General features: G+C 45.2%; 21 protein-coding genes. 2 read left to right on the plus strand and 19 right to left on the minus strand.

Features of this window, described 5'->3' with window-relative positions:
- Window positions 1–40 precede the first annotated feature (40 nt).
- Complete coding sequence (locus AC0THY_RS03220; RefSeq protein ID WP_489993034.1) at window positions 41–664, minus strand: DUF4867 family protein; 624 nt, start codon at window positions 662–664, stop codon at window positions 41–43.
- Window positions 665–834: 170 nt separating this feature from the next.
- On the opposite strand from AC0THY_RS03220, the gene AC0THY_RS03225 reads away from it, so the two are divergent.
- Window positions 835–1962 carry an ROK family protein gene (locus tag AC0THY_RS03225; protein ID WP_489993035.1) on the plus strand — a complete coding sequence of 376 codons (1128 nt, stop codon included), beginning with the start codon at window positions 835–837 and terminating at the stop codon, window positions 1960–1962.
- A gap of 70 nt (window positions 1963–2032) precedes the next feature.
- Here the strand turns inward: AC0THY_RS03225 and AC0THY_RS03230 are convergent, their stop codons facing one another.
- The 5 genes from AC0THY_RS03230 to AC0THY_RS03250 form a co-directional block, all read right to left on the minus strand.
- On the minus strand, window positions 2033–3025 hold the full coding sequence (locus tag AC0THY_RS03230) for a DUF4340 domain-containing protein (protein ID WP_489993036.1): 993 nt from the start codon (window positions 3023–3025) through the stop codon (window positions 2033–2035).
- Window positions 3025–4497 carry a GldG family protein gene (locus AC0THY_RS03235; RefSeq protein WP_489993037.1) on the minus strand — a complete coding sequence of 491 codons (1473 nt, stop codon included), beginning with the start codon at window positions 4495–4497 and terminating at the stop codon, window positions 3025–3027. The genes AC0THY_RS03230 and AC0THY_RS03235 overlap by 1 nt, the downstream gene beginning before the upstream one ends.
- Window positions 4498–4507: 10 nt before the next feature.
- Complete coding sequence (locus AC0THY_RS03240) at window positions 4508–5371, minus strand: ABC transporter permease subunit (RefSeq protein WP_489993038.1); 864 nt, start codon at window positions 5369–5371, stop codon at window positions 4508–4510.
- Complete coding sequence (locus AC0THY_RS03245; RefSeq protein ID WP_489994140.1) at window positions 5368–6627, minus strand: ABC transporter ATP-binding protein; 1260 nt, start codon at window positions 6625–6627, stop codon at window positions 5368–5370. The genes AC0THY_RS03240 and AC0THY_RS03245 overlap by 4 nt, the downstream gene beginning before the upstream one ends.
- Window positions 6628–6899: 272 nt before the next feature.
- Window positions 6900–8360 carry a GntR family transcriptional regulator gene (locus AC0THY_RS03250; RefSeq protein WP_489993039.1) on the minus strand — a complete coding sequence of 487 codons (1461 nt, stop codon included), beginning with the start codon at window positions 8358–8360 and terminating at the stop codon, window positions 6900–6902.
- A gap of 228 nt (window positions 8361–8588) precedes the next feature.
- Between AC0THY_RS03250 and AC0THY_RS03255 the strand changes: the two genes are divergently transcribed.
- Window positions 8589–11045 (plus strand): response regulator, encoded by a 2457-nt coding sequence (locus AC0THY_RS03255; RefSeq protein WP_489993040.1) that lies wholly within the window; start codon window positions 8589–8591, stop codon window positions 11043–11045.
- Window positions 11046–11064: 19 nt separating this feature from the next.
- Here the strand turns inward: AC0THY_RS03255 and AC0THY_RS03260 are convergent, their stop codons facing one another.
- The 13 genes from AC0THY_RS03260 to AC0THY_RS03320 form a co-directional block, all read right to left on the minus strand.
- Window positions 11065–13494, minus strand: coding sequence for a heavy metal translocating P-type ATPase (locus AC0THY_RS03260; RefSeq protein WP_489993041.1), 2430 nt, complete (start codon window positions 13492–13494; stop codon window positions 11065–11067).
- Between the two features lie 195 nt (window positions 13495–13689).
- Window positions 13690–14301 carry a glycerol-3-phosphate acyltransferase gene (locus AC0THY_RS03265; RefSeq protein ID WP_489993042.1) on the minus strand — a complete coding sequence of 204 codons (612 nt, stop codon included), beginning with the start codon at window positions 14299–14301 and terminating at the stop codon, window positions 13690–13692.
- On the minus strand, window positions 14301–15425 hold the full coding sequence (locus AC0THY_RS03270; protein ID WP_489993043.1) for an MGDG synthase family glycosyltransferase: 1125 nt from the start codon (window positions 15423–15425) through the stop codon (window positions 14301–14303). The genes AC0THY_RS03265 and AC0THY_RS03270 overlap by 1 nt, the downstream gene beginning before the upstream one ends.
- Window positions 15426–15810: 385 nt before the next feature.
- Window positions 15811–17454 (minus strand): hypothetical protein, encoded by a 1644-nt coding sequence (locus tag AC0THY_RS03275; RefSeq protein ID WP_489993044.1) that lies wholly within the window; start codon window positions 17452–17454, stop codon window positions 15811–15813.
- A 6-nt stretch (window positions 17455–17460) separates the two neighbouring features.
- A complete protein-coding gene (locus AC0THY_RS03280; RefSeq protein ID WP_489993045.1) occupies window positions 17461–18048 on the minus strand; it encodes a hypothetical protein in 588 nt (195 codons plus the stop codon).
- A 26-nt stretch (window positions 18049–18074) separates the two neighbouring features.
- Window positions 18075–18782 carry a hypothetical protein gene (locus AC0THY_RS03285; protein ID WP_489993046.1) on the minus strand — a complete coding sequence of 236 codons (708 nt, stop codon included), beginning with the start codon at window positions 18780–18782 and terminating at the stop codon, window positions 18075–18077.
- A gap of 457 nt (window positions 18783–19239) precedes the next feature.
- Complete coding sequence (locus AC0THY_RS03290; RefSeq protein WP_489993047.1) at window positions 19240–19872, minus strand: hypothetical protein; 633 nt, start codon at window positions 19870–19872, stop codon at window positions 19240–19242.
- The gene (locus AC0THY_RS03295; RefSeq protein WP_489993048.1) at window positions 19869–20909 is read right to left on the minus strand and encodes a hypothetical protein; all 1041 of its coding nucleotides are present in this window, start codon (window positions 20907–20909) and stop codon (window positions 19869–19871) included. The genes AC0THY_RS03290 and AC0THY_RS03295 overlap by 4 nt, the downstream gene beginning before the upstream one ends.
- Window positions 20902–22032 carry a HEAT repeat domain-containing protein gene (locus AC0THY_RS03300; protein WP_489993049.1) on the minus strand — a complete coding sequence of 377 codons (1131 nt, stop codon included), beginning with the start codon at window positions 22030–22032 and terminating at the stop codon, window positions 20902–20904. The genes AC0THY_RS03295 and AC0THY_RS03300 overlap by 8 nt, the downstream gene beginning before the upstream one ends.
- Before the next feature lie 37 nt (window positions 22033–22069).
- Window positions 22070–22711 (minus strand): hypothetical protein, encoded by a 642-nt coding sequence (locus AC0THY_RS03305; RefSeq protein ID WP_489993050.1) that lies wholly within the window; start codon window positions 22709–22711, stop codon window positions 22070–22072.
- A complete protein-coding gene (locus tag AC0THY_RS03310; protein ID WP_489993051.1) occupies window positions 22708–23370 on the minus strand; it encodes a hypothetical protein in 663 nt (220 codons plus the stop codon). The genes AC0THY_RS03305 and AC0THY_RS03310 overlap by 4 nt, the downstream gene beginning before the upstream one ends.
- A gap of 40 nt (window positions 23371–23410) precedes the next feature.
- Window positions 23411–23884, minus strand: a complete 474-nt coding sequence (locus AC0THY_RS03315; protein WP_489993052.1) for a hypothetical protein — start codon at window positions 23882–23884, stop codon at window positions 23411–23413.
- 298 nt (window positions 23885–24182) lie between these two features.
- Complete coding sequence (locus AC0THY_RS03320; protein WP_489993053.1) at window positions 24183–24656, minus strand: hypothetical protein; 474 nt, start codon at window positions 24654–24656, stop codon at window positions 24183–24185.
- Between the last annotated feature and the right edge of the window lie 113 nt (window positions 24657–24769).

Consider the following 24769-nt stretch of genomic DNA (forward strand, 5'->3'; position numbering starts at 1 on the left):
ATCCCTTCCTTTCATTGCTTCTTGATAGCTGTTCTGTACCTTAACAGTTGATACTTAAATTCTCGCCCACAAGGCCCACAAAGGCGCCCTCTTTCCCAAGCCCGGAATCTTCATGGGCAATCAGCCACTTATTTCTCGCGGTCAGCAGCTTATCCTCCCCGGATTTCCCGGAAACCTGGGGGGTCTCCGTGTTAGTCCCCCTGGGCAGTATGACGGCCACACGGAATCCTCTGTCATTCAGGCTGCAGGGAGCATAGTGCAGTGTAGTTCCATACAGCTCCACAGCCGTACCCGCAGGTACGCAGAAGGCTTCCATCAGGGCGGTATCGTAGGTATAGTCCTCCCCCACGTCCTGCAGACAGCCCAGCATCAATACCGCGCCTGTCTGTGTAAAATTGATCTCCGAATCCCGATGGTACTCCACTGCATTCAGGAGATGATTCCTTCCATTGCAGTAGCCAATCTGCACAGGCATCCCTCCAAAAAGGCTGTTCTGGATGTCATCGAACTCAGCACAGTCCTCCAGTGATGCATCTGACGGCACATATACCACATCCTCTGTGACCTTTGTGTCATCCAAACGCCTTCCCAGATCAGCCAGGTCCAGATCCACTATTCTGCCATACTTTCGAAACGCTGAATCTGTAATCTTCTTTACTTCCATTAATGTCCCCCTTTTTCGTATATTTTTGTTTACTGATTAAACAAAATATGATATAATTATTTTACACTGAAAATTCGGAAAATTCAAGTCACATTTTTCTTTTTTTGTATGAATTTTTTTGATAAAATATACTTTGAAGGTACTGTTACAAATCATAGGAGGAATGAAGTATGATAACCGGAAGCAAAGAACTGATACGAGATATCAACACAAAACTTGTGCTGGATAGAATCCGGCATAAAGGTCCTATTTCCAGAGCTACCATCTCAAAGCAGCTAGGCCTGACCAAAGCCACCATTTCCTCCATTGTTCAAGTACTGCTGGACAAAGATCTGGTGCTGGAAATTGGAAGTGACAATACAAAAAAGGGGAGAAAACCCATACTGCTGCAGTTTAATCAGGGCTGCGGATATGTGATTTCCCTGGACCTTTCCGCTGAATTCATCACCTTGATGACTGCGGATCTAAACGGACAGAACTGTTCACTGAAACGGATAGAGAATCAGGCAGGAAGGGCAAAAATCATTCCTGTGCTGGGGGATCTGATTGAAAATGCCATGGAAAAACTTCCCGATTGCACCTATGGTGTGGTGGGAATCAGTCTGGGAATCCATGGTGTAGTGCATGAGAACATTCCCCATTTTGTTCCCTACTCTCCTTATGCAGAGTTGGATTTTGCGCAAGAGCTGACAGAGCGCCTGGGCATCCCGGTTCTTTTGGAAAACGAAGCAAATCTGGCTGTCCTCGGGGAATGGAACTATAGCTACCATACTCCTAATATGCTGAGCATCAGCGTACACTCCGGTATTGGTCTGGGAATCATTATGAACAATGAGCTGATTCGAGGACAAAATGGGTTGGCTGGGGAATTTGGACATTCCATCATCTCCGTAGACGGACGGCCCTGTCCCTGCGGCAATCGGGGCTGCCTGGAAACCTATGCCTCGGAGCGGGCACTTCTGAAGGCACTCTCCAAAGTAAAAGGGGAAGAGATAACCCCCGACCGTTTTGCTGATCTCTACCAGGCTCAAGATCCAGATGCCATGCGGACCATGGATGACTTTATCAAGTATATTTCTGTTGGCATCAACAATCTTCTGAACACCATAAATCCAGAGATCATTGTGGTCAACAGCTCCTTTACCATGAACTTTCCTGAGATCACAAAAGAAATCCACGGGAAATTGCATAATTTCGCACAGAGGTTCGGGAGGATAGAGCCCTCCCTGCTTCAGGATACGGCGATCCTACTGGGCGGTGTAACCCAATGCGTCCGCCACTTTATAGAAACTTTATAATTTCCCCCATTTTGACCAGGTCATTTTTGAGAAACGACCAGGTCATTTCCGAAAATGACCTGGTCGAAAATTAAATCTCATTCAGCCATGTATCCAGGGTCGCCGCTGTCATGGTATGCACCTCTCTGCTTCCCTGAAGCTTTACATAATAATCACCGTTTTCATCCTGTGTTCCCACCTCCAACACCACCCGTCTGGGGACCTCCATGGTTTCTGATCCTGTTTCGTCCCCCTCTGTTTCTCCCTCCTGGGTCTCGGTATAGTCTATGGTCACCACAGCCCCCGGTTCCTCTAACCCATACACACTTAAATCCTCTGCATTATAGTTGACATAGGATGTATAAATGAGACTATCCGCCACCCCCGTCAGTGCAGTCATCTTGTCGGAATCCGCCTTGCTTTCCTGCCCGTTTGCACTCTCTGTCCAACTGTCATCCTCCTCTGATTTCGTAAAGGATATACTCTGCTCTTCCTTCTCAACCTTGAATCCTGTCAGCTTTGCGGAAGAAACTGAGGGGAAGTTGCTGGCCTTGACCAGATCATAAAGTCCGCAGGTGAATGCCTCCGCTGTGGCTCCGTCAATGGTATAAATCCTCTCTCCCACCCCGGACCTTGCATAGTAGTCTCCCGTGGAAGTGTTCATATCTCCTATATACAGCTCCTGCTTGACCCCATCCCCGGTCTCTGCGGTGACGGTGACTGCAGGTTTTGAAAGACCGTACTCATCCGGACTGCCCGCCCCTTCAAGGGTTCGCACCGCAGAAACTTCTTCCAAAATAGAAACCAGATTCTCAAACGTATCCTCATCCAGTGGAAAATTTTCATCTTCCTCATACACCCAATTATCATCCTTCTTGAAAAAATAAAGCGTACCGTTTGCATTTTCAATAGAAACATGGCGCAGCTCATCTGTGTCCATAGAGAGCACCTGCTCCCCCTGTGTTTCCGTCTCTGTCTTTTCCTCCCTCTCCCTGTTGCTGAAGTCCAGGATAAAATATACCACCAGCAGAAGGATCAGCACAAAGACGGAGGCCAAAAGCACCTGTAATTTGCTCTTTTTCATTACTTCTTTCTCCTCCTAAACCATATCACCCCTCCAGTCAGCAGACACAGTGCAGGTAGCAGGGCCGTAGATACCATGCTCCAGAATCCCGCGCTGGCAGACGTCAATGTGAGATAGGAAACCTGCATACTTTTGCTTGGAATGGAGACACTGGATTCCTGTCCGCACATCCAGCTCAGGACACTACTCATCAGCTCCATATTCGTGCCGGAAACTGCCTGGTTGATACTGTCCACAAACAAACTGCTGCTGGAGAGATAGACCATCTTCGTCTCCACGTCATCGCGATTCTCGGTGATTGCCACCCCAAGAGTAAAGGTCCCGGATTCATCCCCATCCTCCTTCTCCAGAGTGGTCATATTCTCTGCATCTTTTTTCACATATGCGGACTCAGAGGTGGTGAGAATATTCTGGATATCAATGGTTTCCCTCGGTGTATCCAGCGTCTCGATTCCCTGTGCCACAGGCATGAGGATCAGGCTGTTCTTACTGCCCAGATCACCGGTGGCATCGCTTACTGCCACATCCGGCACCAAATAGGAGGGATTTCCGGACACGTAGTGGTTGGCATCTCCCTCCAGCACAATCCCATCCATGGTGCGCACCCCATAGTTCTGTAAAACCGACTGAAAATTCGGCATATCCTTACCCGTGTAGCCGGAGACAATAAACGCCCTGCCCCCGTTCTCCAAATACGTGATGATCTTGTCAGCCTCCTCCTGGGACAGGTCCTTCTGAGGCGCAAAGAGAAACAGGCAGTCCGCATCCTCAGGCACACTCTCTGATGTGAGCAGACTCAGATCCCGAATCTCAATATTTCCCTTCTCTACAGCAGCGGTCATATCAGAAGTCAGGGGTGACTCCTCATGCCCCGCAAGCACATACATCACCGGCAGCTCCTCCGTAGTCACGTAAGCTATGGCGCTTGTAATCTGTCCTTCCCCGTCAAATCCTGTGGTACTGTAGGAGTAGGTATTGTAGTCCATGCTGGTCTCATACATTTCGCTGTAGCTGATCACTTTATTGCGCTTCTGCCCTGCCACTATAATACTGTTGGAGGCCACCTCCTCATCCGTAAACTGGGAGGAAAATTTAGGATAGAGCACAGGGTCCTTTGTCTCCACCTTCAAGTGGGAAGACAATTCCTCATACCGTTCCAGAAGCTTCTGCAGATTGTCATCCTCACTGCCGCTCTCCGCCACCAGATACAGTGTCACATCCTCCGTTAAGCCCTTCACAACCTCCTTCGTCTGCTCTCCAACCGTGTAGAGTTTGTTCTCGCTCACATCCACCTTAGCCGCAGAGCTGGGAAGTTCGCCCGCAATCAAATTTACCGCCGCCACAATGGCAATCACCACTGCGGTGATAACAACACTAAAGGAACCGTTGCGTACACTCTTGCTGCTCCATCTGGGCAGTATTGCTCTCTTGCTGCCCTTATGCCTTCCAGGCCTCTTTGTTTTCATCTTCATAGCTGCCCTCCTAACTCCAGCGTCTCTTCTGAATAGACTGTACGGTTAAAAACAGGAAAATCAGAATCACAGACAGATAATATACTATCCCTGTAAAATCCAGCATTCCATCCACAAAATTCGAAAAATGGCTGGTAAGGTCAAATATAGATAAAAACTTCTGTACTGCACCCTCAAAAAGGGCCGGTTTAATCAGATAAACCGCCAGCAACGCGCCCTCCCCGGCCACGCCGGCCACAATCCCCACAAACGCATTCCTGAGCATATAATAAATCCCCACGCAGACTGCCAAAATCAGGATTGCAAACACGGTGAAAGACACAAACGCCGTCTCTCCAAAGAGACCCTCAATCCCGCTCATCATATAGGAGACAAACAGCACCGCAAAGGTGAGCACTGCCGCAATGATCTGACTCTCTGTCACGGAAGAGAGAAAGACCCCGATAGAAATATTGGCGCACCCCAGCAAAAAGAATCCCAGAACTGCTGTGTAAGCCATGGACAGGGATACGTCTCCAAAACTGCTCATGATCAGAGGGTACAGGCACAGCACTGCTGTGGGTATCAAAAAGATCACTGCCAGGGCAAGATACTTCCCCGCTACAATCTGCGCCACAGAGATTGGTGCAGTGAGCAGCAGCTGATCGGTCTTCTGTTTCTTCTCCTCAGCCAGCACCCGCATGGTCAGCACAGGAGTAATAATCAAAAACGCAAACGTGATAGAGGAAAGCGTATAGCCGAACACCGGATACCCCATACTGAGGTTGTAAGCAGTAAAATAAATCCCCGTAAGCAGCAAGATAAAAGCAATAAATACATAGCCTGTCATGGAAGTGAGGTAAGATCTCAGTTCCTTTCTGCAGATAATGGTCATGACACATTTCCTCCCCTCTCAGCCACAATTTCCTGCATTCCAGCCAAAACCACGTCCTCCAGGGTGGGTTCTGTGCGCCGCAGGATACCCTCACCTATCCAGATGCTTCTGTTCTCCATAGAAGCTGCCCTGGTTTCCGCTTTCTCTGGCGCACGCTCTGTCACATTATCCTCATCTCGCCCTGAGACATTGTCCTGCGCACCGTCCGTTTCCCCCTCCTGTGCAATCTCGGCCGGGTTACTTTGAGCAGCATCCTCAACACTGCCCTCACCATTCACGTAGTCCCCGCCTTCCGGAGGCTCATGATCATCCCCATTCTGTTCCTTTGCGCTTTCCTCAGCCGTCAGCTCCAGGAAAATATCCTCCAGAGACACGCGCGAAATCTGCATGCCAAGAATGGGACATCCCACCTCCGCCAGGGCATAAAAGAGCTCCTCCCGGATATCCGCATCCTCCTCTGTCCTGATCTGCACATCCACTGTGCCTTCCTCCGCTCCGTCTGCAAACTCCATCTCCGTGATTCCGCTTATGCTCTCCAGCACCTGGCGCACTTCCGGCTCTCCGCCTTTTATGTTCACCTGCAGAGTACTCTGCCCCTCCATGAGTTTCGCCAGATTCTCAGGCGTATCACTGGCAACCAGCTGTCCATGGGCAATAATCATCACGTAATCACACACCGCGCTCACCTCTGACAGAATATGAGAGCTGAGGATCACCGTATGCTTCTTTGCCAGACTGCGGATCAGGTCCCGTATCTCAATGATCTGCTTTGGGTCCAGTCCTACGGTAGGCTCATCCAGGATAATGACCTCCGGGTATCCCAGCACAGCCTGGGCAAGTCCCACCCTCTGCCGGTAGCCTTTTGAGAGATTTTTAATCAGCCGGTTCTGCATATCCGTGATCATGGTCATCTCCATAACTTCACTGATCTGAGTCCCGCGCTGTCCCTTGGGAAGCTTTTTCAATCTTGCTGCAAATTCCAGATACTCCCTCACCGTCATATCAAAATATAAGGGCGGCTGCTCCGGGAGATATCCAATACATCTCTTCGCCTCCTCCGGCTCCTCTAAAATATCATGTCCATTAATTACCACCGTACCCTCCGTAGAAGCCAGGTAACCGGTAATAATATTCATCGTAGTGGATTTCCCTGCCCCGTTAGGCCCCAAAAATCCATAGATCTGCCCTCGCTCAACCCGAAAGCTCAGATCATTGACTGCCGCATTGCTGCCATATTTCTTCACCAAATGCTTCACTTCAATCAAGATAGTCCCTCCTATTCGGCTTAAATCTGAAACTATCTTATAGAAATTTTGTGTTGGTTATGAGATGAGTCTGTGTTTTTTCATTGAAAATTCTGTGAACAGGAGAGAAGCCCCCAATGAATACGGCAGATTGGGGCAAAATCGCCCCCTCTGCTGTTACTTTGAAATGATTTTACTGAAAAGGAGAAAACTTCGGCGATGGGCTGACCAGCGACAATTTAAAGCCTCTTCCCCATGCCAATAGCGTCTGCCGAAGCTAAGGATCAGTCCAGCATCAGCCGAATTGACGTGGAAATCCTGAGTTCATCCGGCTGCATGCCGCATTTGAGCAGATACCTTTCCGCCACTGCAAACTGCCGGGTGACCAGCCCCCGGAAGCAGGCTTCAGCTTTCTGAAAGTCCTCCTCTCTCAGTGACCGGAGCATATTCTCTGTAAACCGCTCATCCTCCTGATCATTGCGCAACGTCTTTTTATGGGAAATCTTTAAGGGATAGCCCCACAGAAAAAGTCCATATATTTTTTCATATATCTCCCTCACCCCTCTCAGAGGGCTGTACTGCGCAATATAGATCAAAAGATGCCACAAGGAAAACTCACATCTTCCGGTATGTCTGTTTTCCTCAAGCTGCCTGATCAGACTATCCAGCTCCTCAGGTTCAGATCCCTTAAGTACCACAGGAACCACTCTCTCACTGGTATAGATAACCAGCTCAAAGGCCTGAAAGAACAACGCCACATTGCTCCGCACCGCGGGACTGGCAAAATCCGGCATCCTCTCTGTTTCTCCCACTGAGAGAATACGGATACCAACCCCATTCACCGGCTCCACCGCACCCATCTCAGTAATTACACGGATGGTTCTGCGCATAGTGCTGACTGACACATTGTATTTTCCCGCCATTTTTTCATAGGAGGGCAGAAATCTTTTTCCCCGGTATTCCCCTAAATAGATTTCATGCAGCAAGCGCATGGAAAGACTATAGCAGATCTGCGGGCGGTCATAGTATATTCTCCAGATAAAGGGAATTTGCTCCTGATCCCGCCGGACTGGCAGATCCGCAGCTATTCTTTCCAGCGCCTTCTGTTCAGATCTTCTCTGATAGTCCACAATCGCGTCATTTAAATGATCCCAGTCCTGTTCCCGGCTGGTGGATATAATGTTCCTGAGAGCCTCATACACTTCAACAGGGTCGCGAAGATTTGGGATGATCTTCTCTCCTACAAAGGAGAGCCCAAAAAACATAGAAGTTTCCCAGTAGAGGTTCATAGTCAAGGGGTTTTCCAATTTCTGCAAAACATAGCCAAAAAACTTCAGAACATAGTCCACCCTGCCCCCCTGCACATAATGAGCGAGCTCCTCCAACTCCCCGCTGCTGATGCGGCGAAACCCTTCAATGATCATGGGAGTGAAGATCATGTCCGCTGTCTTGAAAAGATCCGCAAACTCCCACTGGCGGGCAGAAAGATATTGCTGGATTTTCTCCCACAACTCCTGCTCTGTCTGCCGGTAGATAACCTTAGTTGACCTGCCGTTGTGCATATCAATAAAGCCTTCTTCCCGAAGGCGCCGCAATGCCGACTTCACCGTCTGAGGGGAAACACTGAATTCCCGGCATAGTGTCTCAATGGACGGAAGCGTGTCCCCGTATTTGTAATACTGAAAATGAAACCGCATTAGAAAAAAATCATATATTAACTTGGAAAGCTGGTGATTGTTTTTCATTGGTAAGCACCCCCATTTTAGTTTCTGGAACTTCGTAGATACGTAGCTTTTTATAGTTATTAGCACAGTAATTAATTTTATCATCTCCCAGTCCAAATTGCCATAAGACTGTTGAGTTTTTTTAGTCTTTATGGTATGATTTAAACAAATTTACCTGAACAAGGTAAGGGTGCAGTGTCTTAAAAGAAAGGCGTCCCTTCAAGGACGCAGGTAGGAGGGAACACAAACATGACAGAGTCGGAAAGAGAAATAGAAAAAGACAGCATTGGCTCTCAGACAACACCGGCTGATTATGAATACAACACACTAATGCGTCTTCTGGGTGTCAGTGTCAGCAAACACCTGCTGGACGAACATTTCACCTTAATCTGGGCCAATGAATTCTACTATCAGCTCATAGGCTGGCCTAAGAAGGAATATGAAGCCAAATACCACAACCGGCCGGATCTCTACTATGAACAGGACATGGAGGAGTGGAGGGAGCTTACGCAGACCGTTCTGACTGCCCTCTCAGAGCACCGCAGCGGTTACCAGATTGTCTCCCGGATAAGGCGGAAAAGCGGAGAGCTCATATGGGTACAGTTCTCCACCCAATTTGCAGATGAGTACATAGACGGGTATCAGGTAGCATACACTGTGCTCACCAATATTGACAAGGTCGTCCGTATGCAGAGAGAACAGAGCGTGACTTACGAAAGCCTCCCCGGTTTTGTGGCCAAATACCGTGTGGACCGGATCAGGGCAGATCTGCATCTGACTCTTCTGGAGGCAAATGACCGCTTTACCGAATACTTCGGAGGCGACATAGAGACAGACGGAGGTTCTCTCCACAGGGAAAATATAAAAGCCAATATGGATGTAATCAACACCCAAAAAGCCAAAATGAAGAGTGGAGCCCCCCTGCAATTTGTCATGCGTGTGAAGAGCAGGCAAAACCAGCTGTTGTGGCTGCAAGTGAACGCCACCTGTGTGGACTGGCAGGAAGAATGCCCTGTGTATCTGGCAATCTTCATCGATATCACGGATGTGACGGAGCTGAGGGAAATGCAGAAACAGCTCACCCAACAGGCCGAGGCGCTCAGGGACGCCCTCACTGTGGCTGAAAACGCCAATCGGGCCAAATCTGACTTTCTCTCACGCATGAGCCATGAGATCCGAACCCCCATGAACGCCATTATCGGCATGACCACCATAGCCGGCGCCTACATTGACGACCAGCAGCGTGTGGCGGACTGTTTGGAAAAAATAGGATACTCCTCCAAGCATCTTATGTCCCTGATCAACGATATTCTGGACATGTCCAAAATCGATGAGGGCAAGATGCGCATTGCCCATGAGACCTTTAACCTGGAGACTGTGGCAGAGTCCATCACCTCTATCATCTATCCCCAGGCTGTCTCCAAGGAACTGATCTTCACTGTTCCGCTAGTGGACCTCATAGATACGCTTCTGGTGGGAGATTCCCTCCGCTTAAATCAAATATTACTCAATCTCCTCTCCAATGCCCTCAAGTTTACCCCCAAGGGAGGCTCCATACGGCTGGAAATCCGGCAGCTGCAGCGCACAGACAGCCGGGTCCGCCTGAGCTTTGCCGTGAGTGACACTGGATTGGGCATGAGCAAAGAGTTTCTGACCCATGTATTTACTCCCTTTGAACAGGAGAACCTTGCCGCAGGGAAAAGTTCAGGTGGAACCGGTCTGGGTATGGCAATCACCAAAAATCTGGTTACCCTCATGGGAGGAACCATCTCTGTAAAAAGTGAGGTTGGAATCGGAAGCACCTTCACGGTGGAACTGGACTTTGATTTGCCGGAAAACGAAAAGAGGGTACAGCTGCAAAAACAGCCCGCGCTGGAATCCCTTAAAGTGCTGGTGTCAGATGATGACAGAGACAACTGCATCCACGCCTCACTTCTTTTAGAGAACCTGGGTATCCACTCAGACTGGGTAATGACCGGCGCTGAGTGTATATCCAAGGTCCGGGAAGCGCATCAAACAGGAACAGACTACGATGTCTGCCTCATAGACTGGAAAATGCCGGACATTGACGGCATTGAAGTGACCCGGGGTATCCGGGAACTGGTAGGACCAAATACCACGATTATTATTATTACCGCCTATGACTGGACGGCAATTGAGGAGAGCGCAAGAGATGCAGGGGCCAATGGCTTTCTGGCCAAACCGATATTTGCCTCCACACTGTATAATACCCTGTTGTCCGTCACAGGAATAAACCGGTTAGTTCTGATTCCCACCCCCGGTGACAAAGGGTCACGTCCGAACCTGGCAGGACACCATGTACTGCTGGCCGAGGACAATATGTTGAATCGTGAGATCGCAATGGAACTGCTAAAAATGACCAATATCACTGTGGACTGCGCAGAAAACGGAAGGGAGGCCCTGGATAAATTTCTCACAAACGGCGGACAGTACGACCTAATCCTGATGGATGTACAGATGCCTGTCATGGACGGCTACCAAACCACCATGGCAATCCGCAAGTCGGATCACCCCAGGGCTCTCTCGATTCCCATCATAGCCATGACTGCCGACGCCTTTCGTGAGGATGTTATCCGGGCCTCCTCCGCGGGAATGAATGGCCACCTTGCAAAACCCATTGACCCCAGCCTTCTGTTTCAAACGCTGGCTGAGGTCATTGAGAATAATGGCACTGTACAGAGATAGGCATAAAACGCCCCTAAAATCACTTATTCTTATATAATATGCGGATTGAATTCAACACACAGATCAAAGCTACCCCTGTATCCGCAAACACTGCCATCCACATGGAAGCATAACCGATGAGACCTAAGATCATAACCGCTATTTTCACCGCCAGGGCAAAGATTACATTTTGTTTGGAAATCCTGCTGCTGGCCCTGGCGATTTCCAGGGATTGGGGGATCGCTTCCATGCTGGACGTCATAAATACCACATCCGCTGCCTCTATAGCTGCATCCGCCCCGCTTCCCATGGCTGCTCCCACATCCGCTCCCGCAAGAACCGGGGCATCATTGATTCCATCTCCCACAAACATGACAGCACCTCTGTTTTCCCGGATCTTTGTGAGCTCAGAGAGCTTATCCTGGGGAAGAAGCTTGGCGTATACCTCGTCAACTCCTGTCTCTCTGGCAACTGCCATGGCACTATTCTTAGCATCACCTGTCAGCATGGCTGTCACAATGTTTTGTCTCTTCAGCCTTCCAATCGCGCTCTTTGCATCCTTCTTGACCGTGTCGGCGATCACCAAGTATCCGGCGAACTCTCCGTCTATGGCCACCAACACCTCTGCACCAAAGATGCCGTTTTGGATGTTCTTCACTTGAACGCCATTCTTTTCCATCAATTTCTGGTTTCCGCAGAGAATCCGGCTGCCCAAAAGCTTTGCCGAGATACCATGGCCCGCGGTCTCCTCCAGGGCGGATGAGTCATCCAGTTTCAGTCCCCTCTCCTTAGCAGCTGTTACAATGCTGTTTCCGATGGGATGCGTGGAATTCTGCTCACAGCTTGCGCAAATCCTTAAGAGTTCCTCCTCCGTCCATTTTCCGGTGGGGACCACCTTCTGCAATACAAAATTTCCTTCCGTGATGGTACCCGTCTTATCCATTACCACTGCCTTTATGCTGCTCATGGACTCCAGAGCCACTCCTCCCTTAAAGAGAATCCCCTTCTTGGAGCCAGCGCCGATTCCGGAGAAAAAGGCCAGCGGAACACTCAGCACAAGCGCGCAGGGGCAGCTCATAACCAGGAATGTGAGGGCTGTGTAAACCCAATAATTCCAATCTCCCGTGACCAGAGACGGAAGTATTGCAGTTGCCGCTGCCAAAGTCACCACGATGGGGGTGTAGATTCTTGCAAAACGCGTGATAAAACGCTCCATCTTAGGCTTGCTGGCCGCCGCATTTTCCACAGAGTCCAAAATCCGGGTAACCATGGATTCTTCCAGAGGCTTTTCCACGCGCATACGCAGCTGCCCGGAAGTATTCACACAGCCCGAGATGACCTCATCCCCCACAGAGGCTTTCACAGGAACAGGTTCACCAGTCACCGGTGAGGTGTCAATACGGCTAACTCCTTCCACGATCCTTCCGTCCAGAGGAATCCGGTCGCCGGGCCGTATCAGAAGCACATCCCCCACCCTGGCCTCCTCTGCTGAAATCACTTCAATTTCTTTTCCTGTCACCAGATTAACCGTCTCCGGTCTCATATCCACTGCATCCATGATCTGGGAACGGCTCTTTTCCACTGCGCGGTGTTCAAAATACTCACCGATCCGGAAGAAAAGCATTACTCCAACCGCCTCCGGATACTTCTGGATGGCAAAGGCGCCAAGCGTTGCAATACTCATCAAAAAGTTTTCGTCAAATATCCGGCCTTTTACCAGATTTCTGGCCGCGGTCAGCACAATCTTTCCACCCAGGATCAAATAGGCTACAATGTTTATGGGAAGGGTGATCACTGTTCCAACCCCCAGGTACTCCAGGATTTTCCCAGCCGCAAAGAGCACAGCACCTATGATGATCTCAATCAGGGACTTTGTCTCCTCCGACATCCTGTTTTTAACATCCTCCTGCCGTCCCTCCCGGCTCACCGCTTTCCCCGCTGGCGCAGTCTCTTTTTTCTTCACTACAACTTCCGACTCAATTGAGCTGCATATATCCTGAATGGCCGGCAGCATCGCTGCACCGTCCGCCGCATACAGACGAAGCTGCTTGGTGGCAAAGGTAATCGTGGCTTCCTGCACTCCCGGCAGCTGGTTGATCTTAGCCTCCATCTTGGCCGCACAGTTGGCACAGTCCAGATTCTCCAGGATAAAAACATGTCTGGGAGCACCGCTGAAGCTCCTGCCTCTCGCAGCCTGTGTGTGTCGGTCTTCGTGGGAGTCATGTGCGAGGTTCCCATGTTCTCCGCCGCACCCGCAGGCCTCTCCCACGTGATGATCATGTGCGTGGCCGTGATGCTTCTCCTCTTCATCCTCCTCGCCGTGATGATGACCGCAGCCACATTCTTCCGAGTGCCCCTGGGCGCTGTTCCCGTCCGTTTCCCACTCATGTGCGTCATTATGTCCATGATCGTGTCCACAGCCGCATGTATCATCATGCTGATGTTCCAGCGGATATCTTCTCTCCTTCATATCAATACCTCCTGTTTTCCGAAATAATTTATACTACAACATTTTTATTTATCGAAACATATGAATAACTGTTCATATGTTAATTTAACCACGAGTTTTCTCTTTTGTCAATAGATTTTCACAAAAAAAACAGGTCTTACAAAATTTGCAAAACCCGTTTAATAAATTAAATCAAGAGGTACTTTTCCGATCTCTTCAAATATTTTCTTTCTGCCTGCACAGCCTCACCTGCAGCTGTTCCCCTTGGTATTTGAGCATATGGCGCGCCACCACAATCAGCGAGATCAATACCACGCCCACCAAAATCCCGGGGATTTCCACGCGCATCACGCTGTATCCACATAGAAAGAGGTATGTAATCACAGACCGGAAGAAATGAGGTCCAATCACGATCACAAGGGAAAACAAAAGATAGAAGACAGCCAGCATAATAACAGGGCCGCACTGGGGAAAGAGTCCTAAAAGTACTCCAAAGGAGACCGCAATGGATTTGCCTCCGCCTTTCAGGTCCCATAGCGGCCATCCATGTCCCAGCACAGGAGCCGCAAGTACCAGCCCAAAGACTGCCCGCTCCATATCCAGACACCTTCCAGCCAAAAACACAGGCACAAACCCCTTGGCAAGTTCCAGCAATATGACCAAAATGCCCAGTCCCACACCCACATGGCGAAAAACATTGAAGGTTCCGGGGTTGTGATCCTCACTGATCTCACATACATCAATATGGCAGAAGAATTTAGGTATTAGCCGGGCAAACAGAATGCTGCCCGACAGATAACCGAAAATGATAAATAAAAAATATCCCATTATTTTCGCTCCTCACCGCACAGCTTAAGCAAAAGGTCCGCAATCTGCCTGGCTGCATTCGGATTGCAGTTATGCCTCTGTGCCTCCCGCATTTTCTCTCTCAGTTCCTCATGATCCATCAGCTTCATCCCCGCATTGATCTGGTCCTTAATGGTATCGGAGGCGTAGGACATTTTTCTCTGTGTAAAAAAATTTCTGTTTTTTGTCTCACACCCGGGGATAGGTGTGGTGTGAACCATGGCAATATTTTTAACTGCAGCCTCTGTGCTGGTGAGTCCGCCCGGCTTTGTAAATATCACATCGCAGGCATCCATGTACAAAGACACTCTCTCCGTATACCCCAAAATATGGATATTTTCATTCCAGCGAAATTCCTTTTTGAGTATGTATTCCAATTTTTTATTGTTCCCGCAGATGATCACGATCTGTTCTCCCCGCTCGCATTTCAGAGCCAGCCTCGCCACAAAGAGATGAATTTTCCCAAATCCCATACTCCCGCTCATCACCAAAAATGCCGGTTTATCCTCCGGGAGATGACATTTTCTGCGCGCCTCCCTCTTCTGCTCCCGATCCAAAAACCTTGCGCGAACCGGTATCCCATAGGGGAGAAGCCGTTCTCTCTTCATTCCCTTTGCTGCGTACTCATGAATCAGATCTCTGTGGGGTACAATGCAGTAATCACATTCTGTCTCCTCAAAAAAAGGGATGCAGGTATAGTCCGTGGCTATGGACACGGTCTTTTGCTCAAGAAGTCCCTTTTTCATCATGCAAGTCAGTGTCTCCGCCGCAAACAGATGCGGTGTCACAATAATGTCAAAATGATTTTCCCTAAGAAACCGCTGCAGGTGTTTTACCATCAGCGAATTGGCATAGTATACAGGAGATTTTCTCTTGGGCGAAGAAATCAGACCTCCCAGCCGATAGAGCAGTTTAAAAAATCCTGGCGCATGCTTCACAATACCCACATAAGCCCCTCCCACTGCCGTGGAGGTCTTTTTTCCGGACAGCAGCATAATATCCAGCATTACCGACTCATGGCCAGATTCAACAACTGCCTCCGCCACCGCTTTCCCCGCTGAATTGTGCCCCTCTCCTGTGTTGCAGGATAATATCAAAACTCTCATATATTCGTCCTTCCTGTGGCCGCTTTCTCTATAGCTTTATCTTAACACGCAAGAGGGTACTTTGTAAACGTCAGGCCCGCTGTTCATAAAACTGTTTTTACAAAAAATAATATGGCCCCGAAAGGCCATATTATTTAAGTAATGTGTAATATGTTTTGGAAAAAAGAATGTTGATTGTATCTTCTTTTCATTAATGTTATGCGTTTGTATATCCTGTGATCCAAGGGGAGATAGCGACCACAGACACATAACATCGAAGGGATATTTATAATATAGCATACATTTCCAGTTTTGTAAATCCATTAAAGTTTGACAAATTTCGACAAAAGATAAGCAAAATTTCAGTTGAAACGCTCTCTATGTCCTGTGCAGCATCCGGCAAAATCTATGCCTCACCCCTGCGCCTGTGCCATTCATTCCAAAAAGCAATATACCCGTCTCTGTCAAATTCATTTCTGGACAAATCCTTTGGTGTACATCTATTATAAAACGCTTCGACTTTATCCGCAAATTTATAAACCTCCGCTTTATACTCTGGGAGCGCGACACGTGTCTCTCTGCCGCTCTCTGTGATTAACCTTACCTGGTCATCTTCATGCAGAACCGACCAATCAATGCCATTGTCGCACCCTATTATTGTAACATTGGAGAGGACCTCATTTGACATGATTAAATGACCGCAGCATGGAATCAGTTTACAATCCGTGTCTATGATATGATTTTCTGTCAACGTTTTCAATAGATAGAGGGCACATGCACTCACAGTTGCCTCATAATAAAACTTTTCTTCCCCGATAACAGCCGTCACATCTCCATGGAGACACCGATCCTCGGGATCATCTTGGCTGCCACTGATCCATCTGAAATGTTCTGCATTAATTCGAAACACTCCCGCCGCGCCCTCCGAAGACTGTGTGATGTCAAAAAGATGCTCATTACGCTCCAATACTTCTTTTACAGATAAAGGAAACACCGGTGTCCACAAAATATGTTTGTCTGCCCTTCTCAATAAATCTAACATCTTACGGCTAAAGATCAATTTTTGATCTCGGAACGCCAGTTCATGCCTTGCCACATTGACATCACCCAGTTTATCAACTTTTTCACAATCTATGTATGCATTGTGAAAATATTGCTGTTCGATATCCTTGGAATCCTTTTGTACAAGCCTCCTGCCACACTTCTTGCAGTTTTCCTTCGTTTCTATCAACGAATCTGAGTAACTGCCTTCCGGTAATATATTGCTCCCAATGAACTGATATCCTGCCAGTCTTTTCTTTTTATGGTCAAAATACGCCGGGCGAAAATTTTCGGGTGAAATTTCGTTCTCCCGCAAATACTTGTACATTGATACCGTTACAAAGGTTGCCAGTCCATCATCCGACGAAAACACTCTCTTTTTCTGCCCGGCCCATTTTATTCTTAGATTGCTGTTCAGTATATAAGACCCTTTTTGTTCTGTGCATCTCCTGCACGCATCGCACCACTCCAAAAATTCATCCTCGTCGTCAGCAACTTCATACTCCATATCTCCTTTGATCGTGTACCCTATTGCATCGTTCAACTCTTCCTCTGTATACTCCGGATTGTGCCCCATTATATAAATCTGGCATCCATTTATCCTGTCCTCCTCGGGGTTCCCTACGTCTACCTTTTTACCTAAAGTATCTCCCATTTTCTCGCCGTAAGTCTGCAGCAAATCAAACATTACTTCTTCATCTTCACCTGCACTTAACATCTTTTCCAGTTTATCATTTTGTTCATTATATAATTCCCAGAACCGTTTGCTCTCCTCATCCTTTTTGGCTGGTTCATAAAGCTTCTCCTCATCCACGATCTCTTTGTATATGAGCAAAATCTCACGGAACAGAGGATCATGCTGGTAAACCTGCAGATAGTAACTTTTCAGTGAATACTCTATGCTCTCCTCCCTAATCCCCCGTTCTTTCATCAGGTTCTCAATTTTAATACACCTCTCATCGTGCTTCTTTAAATCAATCTGCAACATTATATCTACTTTTACTCTCATCTGTAACTACCTCAAAAATTTCTCGTTATGTCGGTGGACCATTATAACATAATCCTTTCCGGCTGTTTGATTACACTCATTAATTGTTTCTTCTATTTTGTCTAATACCTCAGCATTTTCAAAACATATAAAAACGTCCATATGATCCGTTGGAGACAACACTATTTTTTCCTCCGCAAAAACAAACTCTGCAAAAGTATTGTATTTAACGATAGATTCTACAAACAGCGGTATTACAGAGGATTTTTTATGTATCTCTATCGCCGGAGTTTTTCTTATTTGAATATGAGCTTGCTTTAAGCTTTTATACAGTTTCCTTGATCGTCTCTTGTTCTTTACCCATTCATCTTGATATTTCCTGATTATACATTCTTGATCCGCTATTTTGTCCATCAGTTTTGCAATAAACAGTTGTATGCAAAATAGCTCTTGATAAAACACCTTGCCATTCACATGATACCCCGGATCAGCAAGAGAAAACTGATCTCTTCCAAAGTATATCACAACCTTATTTTCTGCGTCAAAGGATGAAAAATCATAAAACGCCATTTGTTTTTCTATTGTAGATAGTTGTAAATTATTAACTTTTCTCATTTCACAATCACTTATCTTTCACAATTCTAATTTTCAATAGATATAGATTTGCTGTCAACCTGGATTCCTTCCCGGGAACATTCCTCGCAAATTACATCCATTAATCTATTCAGAATTTCTTTCCCCTGCTCTATTGCAATCGTTTCTTCCCCTATGCTCTCAAATGTATGGATTATTTTTTGACACGGAAAAAGCTCATCTTCTATTGTCACTCCAATTGGCACTAAAAACTGCCTGTCCCAAACACGGCTCATTTGTTTTGGATAATGATATCTGTTTAGATTGATCGAATAATTGTCTTGTACTGCTTCAACCAATTCGGAATTTATCTCACTCCCAGGGTGGAGACCAGCCGAATAAAAATCATAATTATACAGATAGCTCCCTAAGAATTCCAGCAATTGTGATACACCTGTATTCGTATTATCTATAATAAGGACCCTGGGATCTTCTATACTTTTTATGTACTCCGGGATTTCATTGATGAGATAGCATGGACATATATAATTTAAAGCATTTTCTAATTCTTTATTAATCCATGCCGCATTCCATATATTTCTAAGTCTTTGTATGCTACTTACCAGAGCGCTATATACATGATAATCATCCCCCGTATAGGTTCTTATCTTTTGGAATAAATTTTGAAGTCCTTCCTGATCACCAGCAATATAAGCCGTTTCCTCATAGGATGCCTCGACCCACTTGTTTTTCTCTGATTCCTTAAATCTGCACATTTTTTTCTATAACTCTCCATACTTTCTACATTATAGCCAAAACAGTTTACCCACACATTAAAGTGGGAGGTTGCCGCATATCCACGGATCACATAATAACTATCTGTAAATAATTTTTCAAGTCGGGAAAGCGTTTCTAAAGTCCGTCCTATTTTTAATGAATCAACAGCAGCTACCCTTACCAGACTATCTTTATCATGCGTCATATTTAACAGATAATTTTCATTTTCCGGAGTATACCAGATTTCCAAAGCTTCTGACACGTCAAATCTAATACGAGAATCCTTATCATGTCCCAGAACGTATAGTTTTTAAGTCTCGTTTTTATTGGGTATATAATCGTTTTCCGATATGTAGTCTATAAATTTTACTTTTTGCGTATAGTTTTTAAATCTTTTCTTCATTGTACACACATTCCCTCTGGATCTGTATGAATGGCTTTAGAAAAGCCTGCTCCTTAATTATTTAGCTTTTCCTCTATGTCTTCTCCTTCCTTTTCATAAGCTTCTTGACTTTTTCCTTGTAAGAGCAAATCGCAGTAAATTACATTAAAAAGCCTGTCCTCCGCTTCGGTAATTTTCCACTTTCCGTTCTTTTTCTGTAGAGATATACTTAAATTGGCGGTTACTTCATCAGGTGGAAATTGCTTTACAAACTTCCGGAACGCTTCCTGTGCATATTTTTTAAGCCACATTAAATACACTGAATCTTTCTTAGAACCCTCCTCCGATTCCACCACTGTAAAAAGAGTGGCTAAGTAAGCTTTTGAGAGGCTTCTATACTTTACCCTTACTCTCACTTTTGCCTTATTTCCAGTAATCCGGGTACTTTTAATTTTCCAGGACAGATTCTTACTATATGGCCTAAGCTCCTTACGCAGGCCAGCAGGAGCGTCAAAGATGAGAACGCCTTTAGATACAAAACACTTATTCATTTTCTTGCTATTTAGTTTTCCTGCATTGGCAAAAAATGTGTTGACAGTCTTATTTACGGCTGCTTTTCTTGATTGGGCCTGGGCACTTACCGGCAACGCCAAAGATACCATGATAAATATAACCAGCAATGTCATTGTCTTTTTCATTCTTTTCAAACTTCTTCTTCTCCTTTAAGTAGATTTTTTCTTGAGGTTCTTTTATAAAATATTTTAATACCCCTTCTTAATGTTGAAATTTGTTCTAATTGTTCCTTTTGCTTTTCATGCTGATATGTATTTACATTGTAATCACACCCTATGGCTTCGCAGATTTTACATCCCATATTGTATAACTCGTTCTGAGACTCCTTTCCCGAACTGCAATATTCCTGGAAGATTGTAACCATCTTTTCTGATGAACATAACTCCTCTTTTAAAATGATTCCCAGAGGAACAATATGATCGTACTCCTCCAAATTACATACGTGATTAATATGAAGTATACTTGTCAGATCCATTCCATACCACTCTTTTCCAATCGCAGCCACCCTGTCCGTCACCTTTGCCCCCGGATTTAGCCCCGCAGAAAATACAGTAATATCATCAACCATAATTTCTTGCAAAACCAGCTCAAGTATCTGTGAAAGCTCTGTATTCGTCTCATCTACCAGCAAAATTTTTTTATTCTTTTCCTCAGGGTAACTATAATGTTTGCCGTTTAAAACATCAATGAAATGCCATTCTTCATACTCTTCATCATAGTATCCCTCATTGGGATATGTAGTAAATGCCTCAAAACAATAACCTTTTTCAAAGACTATTTTTAAATCTCCCACCTCATTTTTGTTAACCTCCAACAGTTTTAATGGCAGAACTGGGTAAACATCCCCAAAAATAATTTTCTCAAACAGCGTGCGCTTTCGCACAAATTCATCGTCGCTGCTCGTTTCTGTTTCATCGTCATCAATAATATTTCCATCTTCGTCAATTTCCGTATAAACATCCTGATATCCCGCAATCATTTTACTCCCCTGCCTAAATCGCCAAATACAGTTAATGTGGAAATCATAATCAATACTCCAGTGTTCTTCGGCTTTGGGATCTGTGATTGACAAAGGGTGTTTCGATAAACCCAAAAGTATCATATTCTGGAATCTGTTTATTGCTATTAAGTAGAGCGTATGATCCTTTCCCTCTGTTAACATGCTAATCATCAGCCAATATATCCTCCATATCTAAGCAAATCCCCTCCCCGGCACATACTTTACAAATCTCCGCCACCAACTCATCAACCATCCTTTGGCCTTGGTCTATTGTTATCTGCTCTTCTGTCATATTCTCATATTTCCGGATAATCTTGTGGAAAGGGTATTGTTTCTCTTGAATCTTAACTCCCAGCGGCACAATAAACTGATAATCCTGAAGAAACTCCTGCTGCTTGGGGTACTGCCAATTCCTTATATCTTCTCCATAAGTCTCCTGCACTGCATGAATGACCCAGGGCTCGATGCCATCTCGTAAAACGAAGCCAGCTGAAAAAAATTGGAACATATATTTTACATTCCCCAGATATTCCAGCACTTGTGAGATCCCGGTATTTGTATGATCCAGGAAAAGTATCTGCGGATAGGCAAAAGATTCCGTCACCTCCAAAATTTCCCTCGCCGCCACGCCCGACTCTGGCATATTGAGTATACTATCCTTTAGCCCCTTGTCTATCCATTCCTGATTCCAAACATTTCTTATTTTCCTTATACAGCTGCGCAGTGAACTGATTTCCCTCAGGTTTTTGCCATCGCAGCTTTGCAGCCTATGCAGCAAAAACTCAGCGCCTTCTCTTATTCCAGCGTGATATCGATTCTCTTCATAATGGTTAAGTACCCAGAGATTCTCTTCCTTGCATCTGTATTTTTCTGTTTTTGCCAGATAGGCTGCTACACTCTCCCGGTTGTACCCATAGCAATTAAGCCAAACACTAAAAAAGGACAATATGGAATACCCCCTGGTCAGATAGTTGGTGCCCTGAAACAGCTCCTCCAGCCGCTTCAGTGTGGCCACTTTGTGTCCTATACAGAGAGCATCCACAGCCTCCACCCTGACCAGCATATTTTTGTCATAGGTCATTTGCAGCAAAACATCCTCGCTCTCCGGTGTATACCGATAGACAAGCCCTGACGCTGCCTCAAAACGTATGCATACATTTTTATCGCTGCAGAGACGTAGTATCGTTCGCAGCTCTTCGTCATTGGGAACACGGCCTTGTTCGTCTATTTTATCTAGAAATCTTTGCTTTTCTGTATAGTTTCTTAATGTATGTTTGTTTTTCTTTTTTCTCATACTGCCACCTTCCTCCGTAATGATCCCTCATCCGTTTTCAATATACCTTGTCCGCAATATGGTCAAAGTCTTTATCATACTCTTTTTCACTTTTGCCTTTCAAAAACAAATCACAATATACTACGTTTAACAAACGGTCTGTGGCTTTCGTTATCTTCCATTTACCATTTTTTCTCTGTAAAGATATTTGAAGGTTGGAAGTGATTTTATCCGGTGTATACTTCTTTAAACATTTCCCTAACAGTTTCATCTTATATTTCTTTAGCCAAATCTCTTTAGCGGGGTTCTTTTCGGGAGCTTCCACTCCAAGAAACGATGTTTTCCACCACATTGCAAAATAAGCATTTGCAATACTCATATAATTTGCCTGTACCGCCACTTTTGCCTTATCCCCATTAATCTTTGTGCTCTTTATCCTCCAGGTCAGTTTCCCGCTCCATGGTCTGATTACATTGCAGAGGCTGGCCCGCTCATCAAATATGACCACACCAGCGGGTACAAAGCACTTCTCCATCTTCTTACAATTTAATTTCTTTGCACTGGTAAAAAACGTGTTGACGGTCTTGTTTACGGCTGATTTTTTGGTTTTTGTGGATTGGGCCTGGGTGCTTACCGGAACTATTAGAAATACCATGATAAATACAACAAGCAGTGGGATAATCTTTTTTATTCTATTCATAACTCGTTTTCTCCTTTTGGATAATATACGTGTTCTTTTTCCATCATATCTTTAATCTCTTTTACATACTCTTCTTCACTTTTTCCTTTTCGCAGCAAATCGCAATATACCACATTAAGCAAACGATCTGTAGCATGAGATATCTTCCATTTGCCGTCCTTTTTTTGTAAAGATATTTTAAGACGGGACGTAATCTCATCCGGTTTGACCTTCTTTAAACGTTCACGTAATAAATTCATCTTATACTTTTTCAGCCAAATTATTTTAGCCTGACTCTTTTTGGGTTCTTCTACCTCATAATACGATGTCTTCAACCACATTTCAAAATAAGCCTTTGAAATACTTCTATACTGTACCTGCACGGTCGCTTCTGCTCTGTCCCCAGAAATCTTTGAACTCTTGATTTTCCAAGTCATTTTCTTGCTCCATGGTCTGATTACATTGCAGAAACTGGCTGGTTCATCAAATATGACCACGCCTGCAGGTACAAAGCACTTCTCCATCTTCTTACAATTTAATCTCTTTGCACTGGTAAAAAACGTGTTGATGGTCTTGTTTACGGCTGCTTTTTTTGATTGGGCTTGGGTGCTTATCGGCACTGTTAAGAATACCATGATAAATACAGTAAGCAACGGAATCATCTTTTTCATTCTTTTCATAACTTATCCTCTCTCCTTTTAAATAAGATTTTTTCTCTCTCTATTTACTTTCATTGTCTGTTTCCGATTTGGTGTTATCACTCTCGAGAGGCACCCTTATGAAGGTAAGTCTTTCACCGTTGTAGTACTGACCCCTTTCATCGTCAACATCTACAATCAATTTTTCTGGTCCAAATTTACAGTAACCTACTATTAAATCCTCTTCTGACCCATTTATTACTCTGGTAGTCTCATCCCAATCACTTTCCATAAGAAAATAAATACCATCTGCGGGGTTAAAAGTAACTCTGCAAGGATATACTTTATCCTCAATAGTAAGTTCTCCTTTTACAATTGGAGTATTCGCACGGGTGTATTCTACCTCTTCTTGCACCTCAAACCATATGTATGGTTTTTCTGAAATCCAACGTGCAGGTCCATAATCAGTAGGGCGGACTCCAAAATTGTTGTTTTGGCATCCGCAGCAGCAGAGAGCAGCATATAATACTATTAAATATAACCATTTCTTTTTCATCCTAACTCCTTCCACTTTGTTAGGTAGTGTCAAATTTATATACCTTTATGCCTCAAACCCAGTAAAATCAATAGTTTCAGGGGCAATGAGCCTTTACATCCACTTACTCTGGCTTGGGCAACAAAATTTTACGTTGGAAAACCTGTCAAGGCCGGGCTGAAAATCCGTTAAATCCAGCCTTGACGAGGCTTCTATAAGTAAAATATATAATTAGTCAGTCCAACGGAAAGTTACGGTTTATTCATATCTCACTTTATACTACCTTAAATAAAACTTTTAATGAAAGTATTTTATCTCTCTATTTACTTTCATTGTCTGTTTCTAAATTGTTGCTATCACTCTCAAGAGGCACCCTTATGAAGGTAAGTCTTTCACCGTTGTAGTACTGTCCCATATCCTCATTAACGTCTACAACCAACTTATCAGGTCCAAATTTACAAGTTCCCATCATTAATTGCTCATACGATAGAAGCATCACTTTGTTTTTTTCATCCCAATCACTTTCCATATAAAAACAAATACCACCCGCAGGCTTAAAAGTAACTCTGCAGGGATATACTTCATCATCAATAGTAAGTTCTCCTTTTACAATTGGATTATTCCCACGGGTGTATTCTACCTCTTCTTGCACCTCAAACCATATGTATGGTTCTTCTGAAATCCAAAGTGCAGGTCCATAATCAGTAGGACGGCCTCCAAAATCGTTGTTTTGGCATCCGATACAGCATATAATTAAACATGATACGATACAAAATAATATTCTCTTCCTCATTCTGATCTCCTTTGGCTTCGTATAGTTACAGCACACAACGGCTAATCTGATAATATGCGCTTTTAAACAATCCATACGTATATTACATCTAGAGGCAGAAGAGCAGATGTCGA

This window comes from Ruminococcus sp. 8Y-12, from assembly GCF_058119865.1.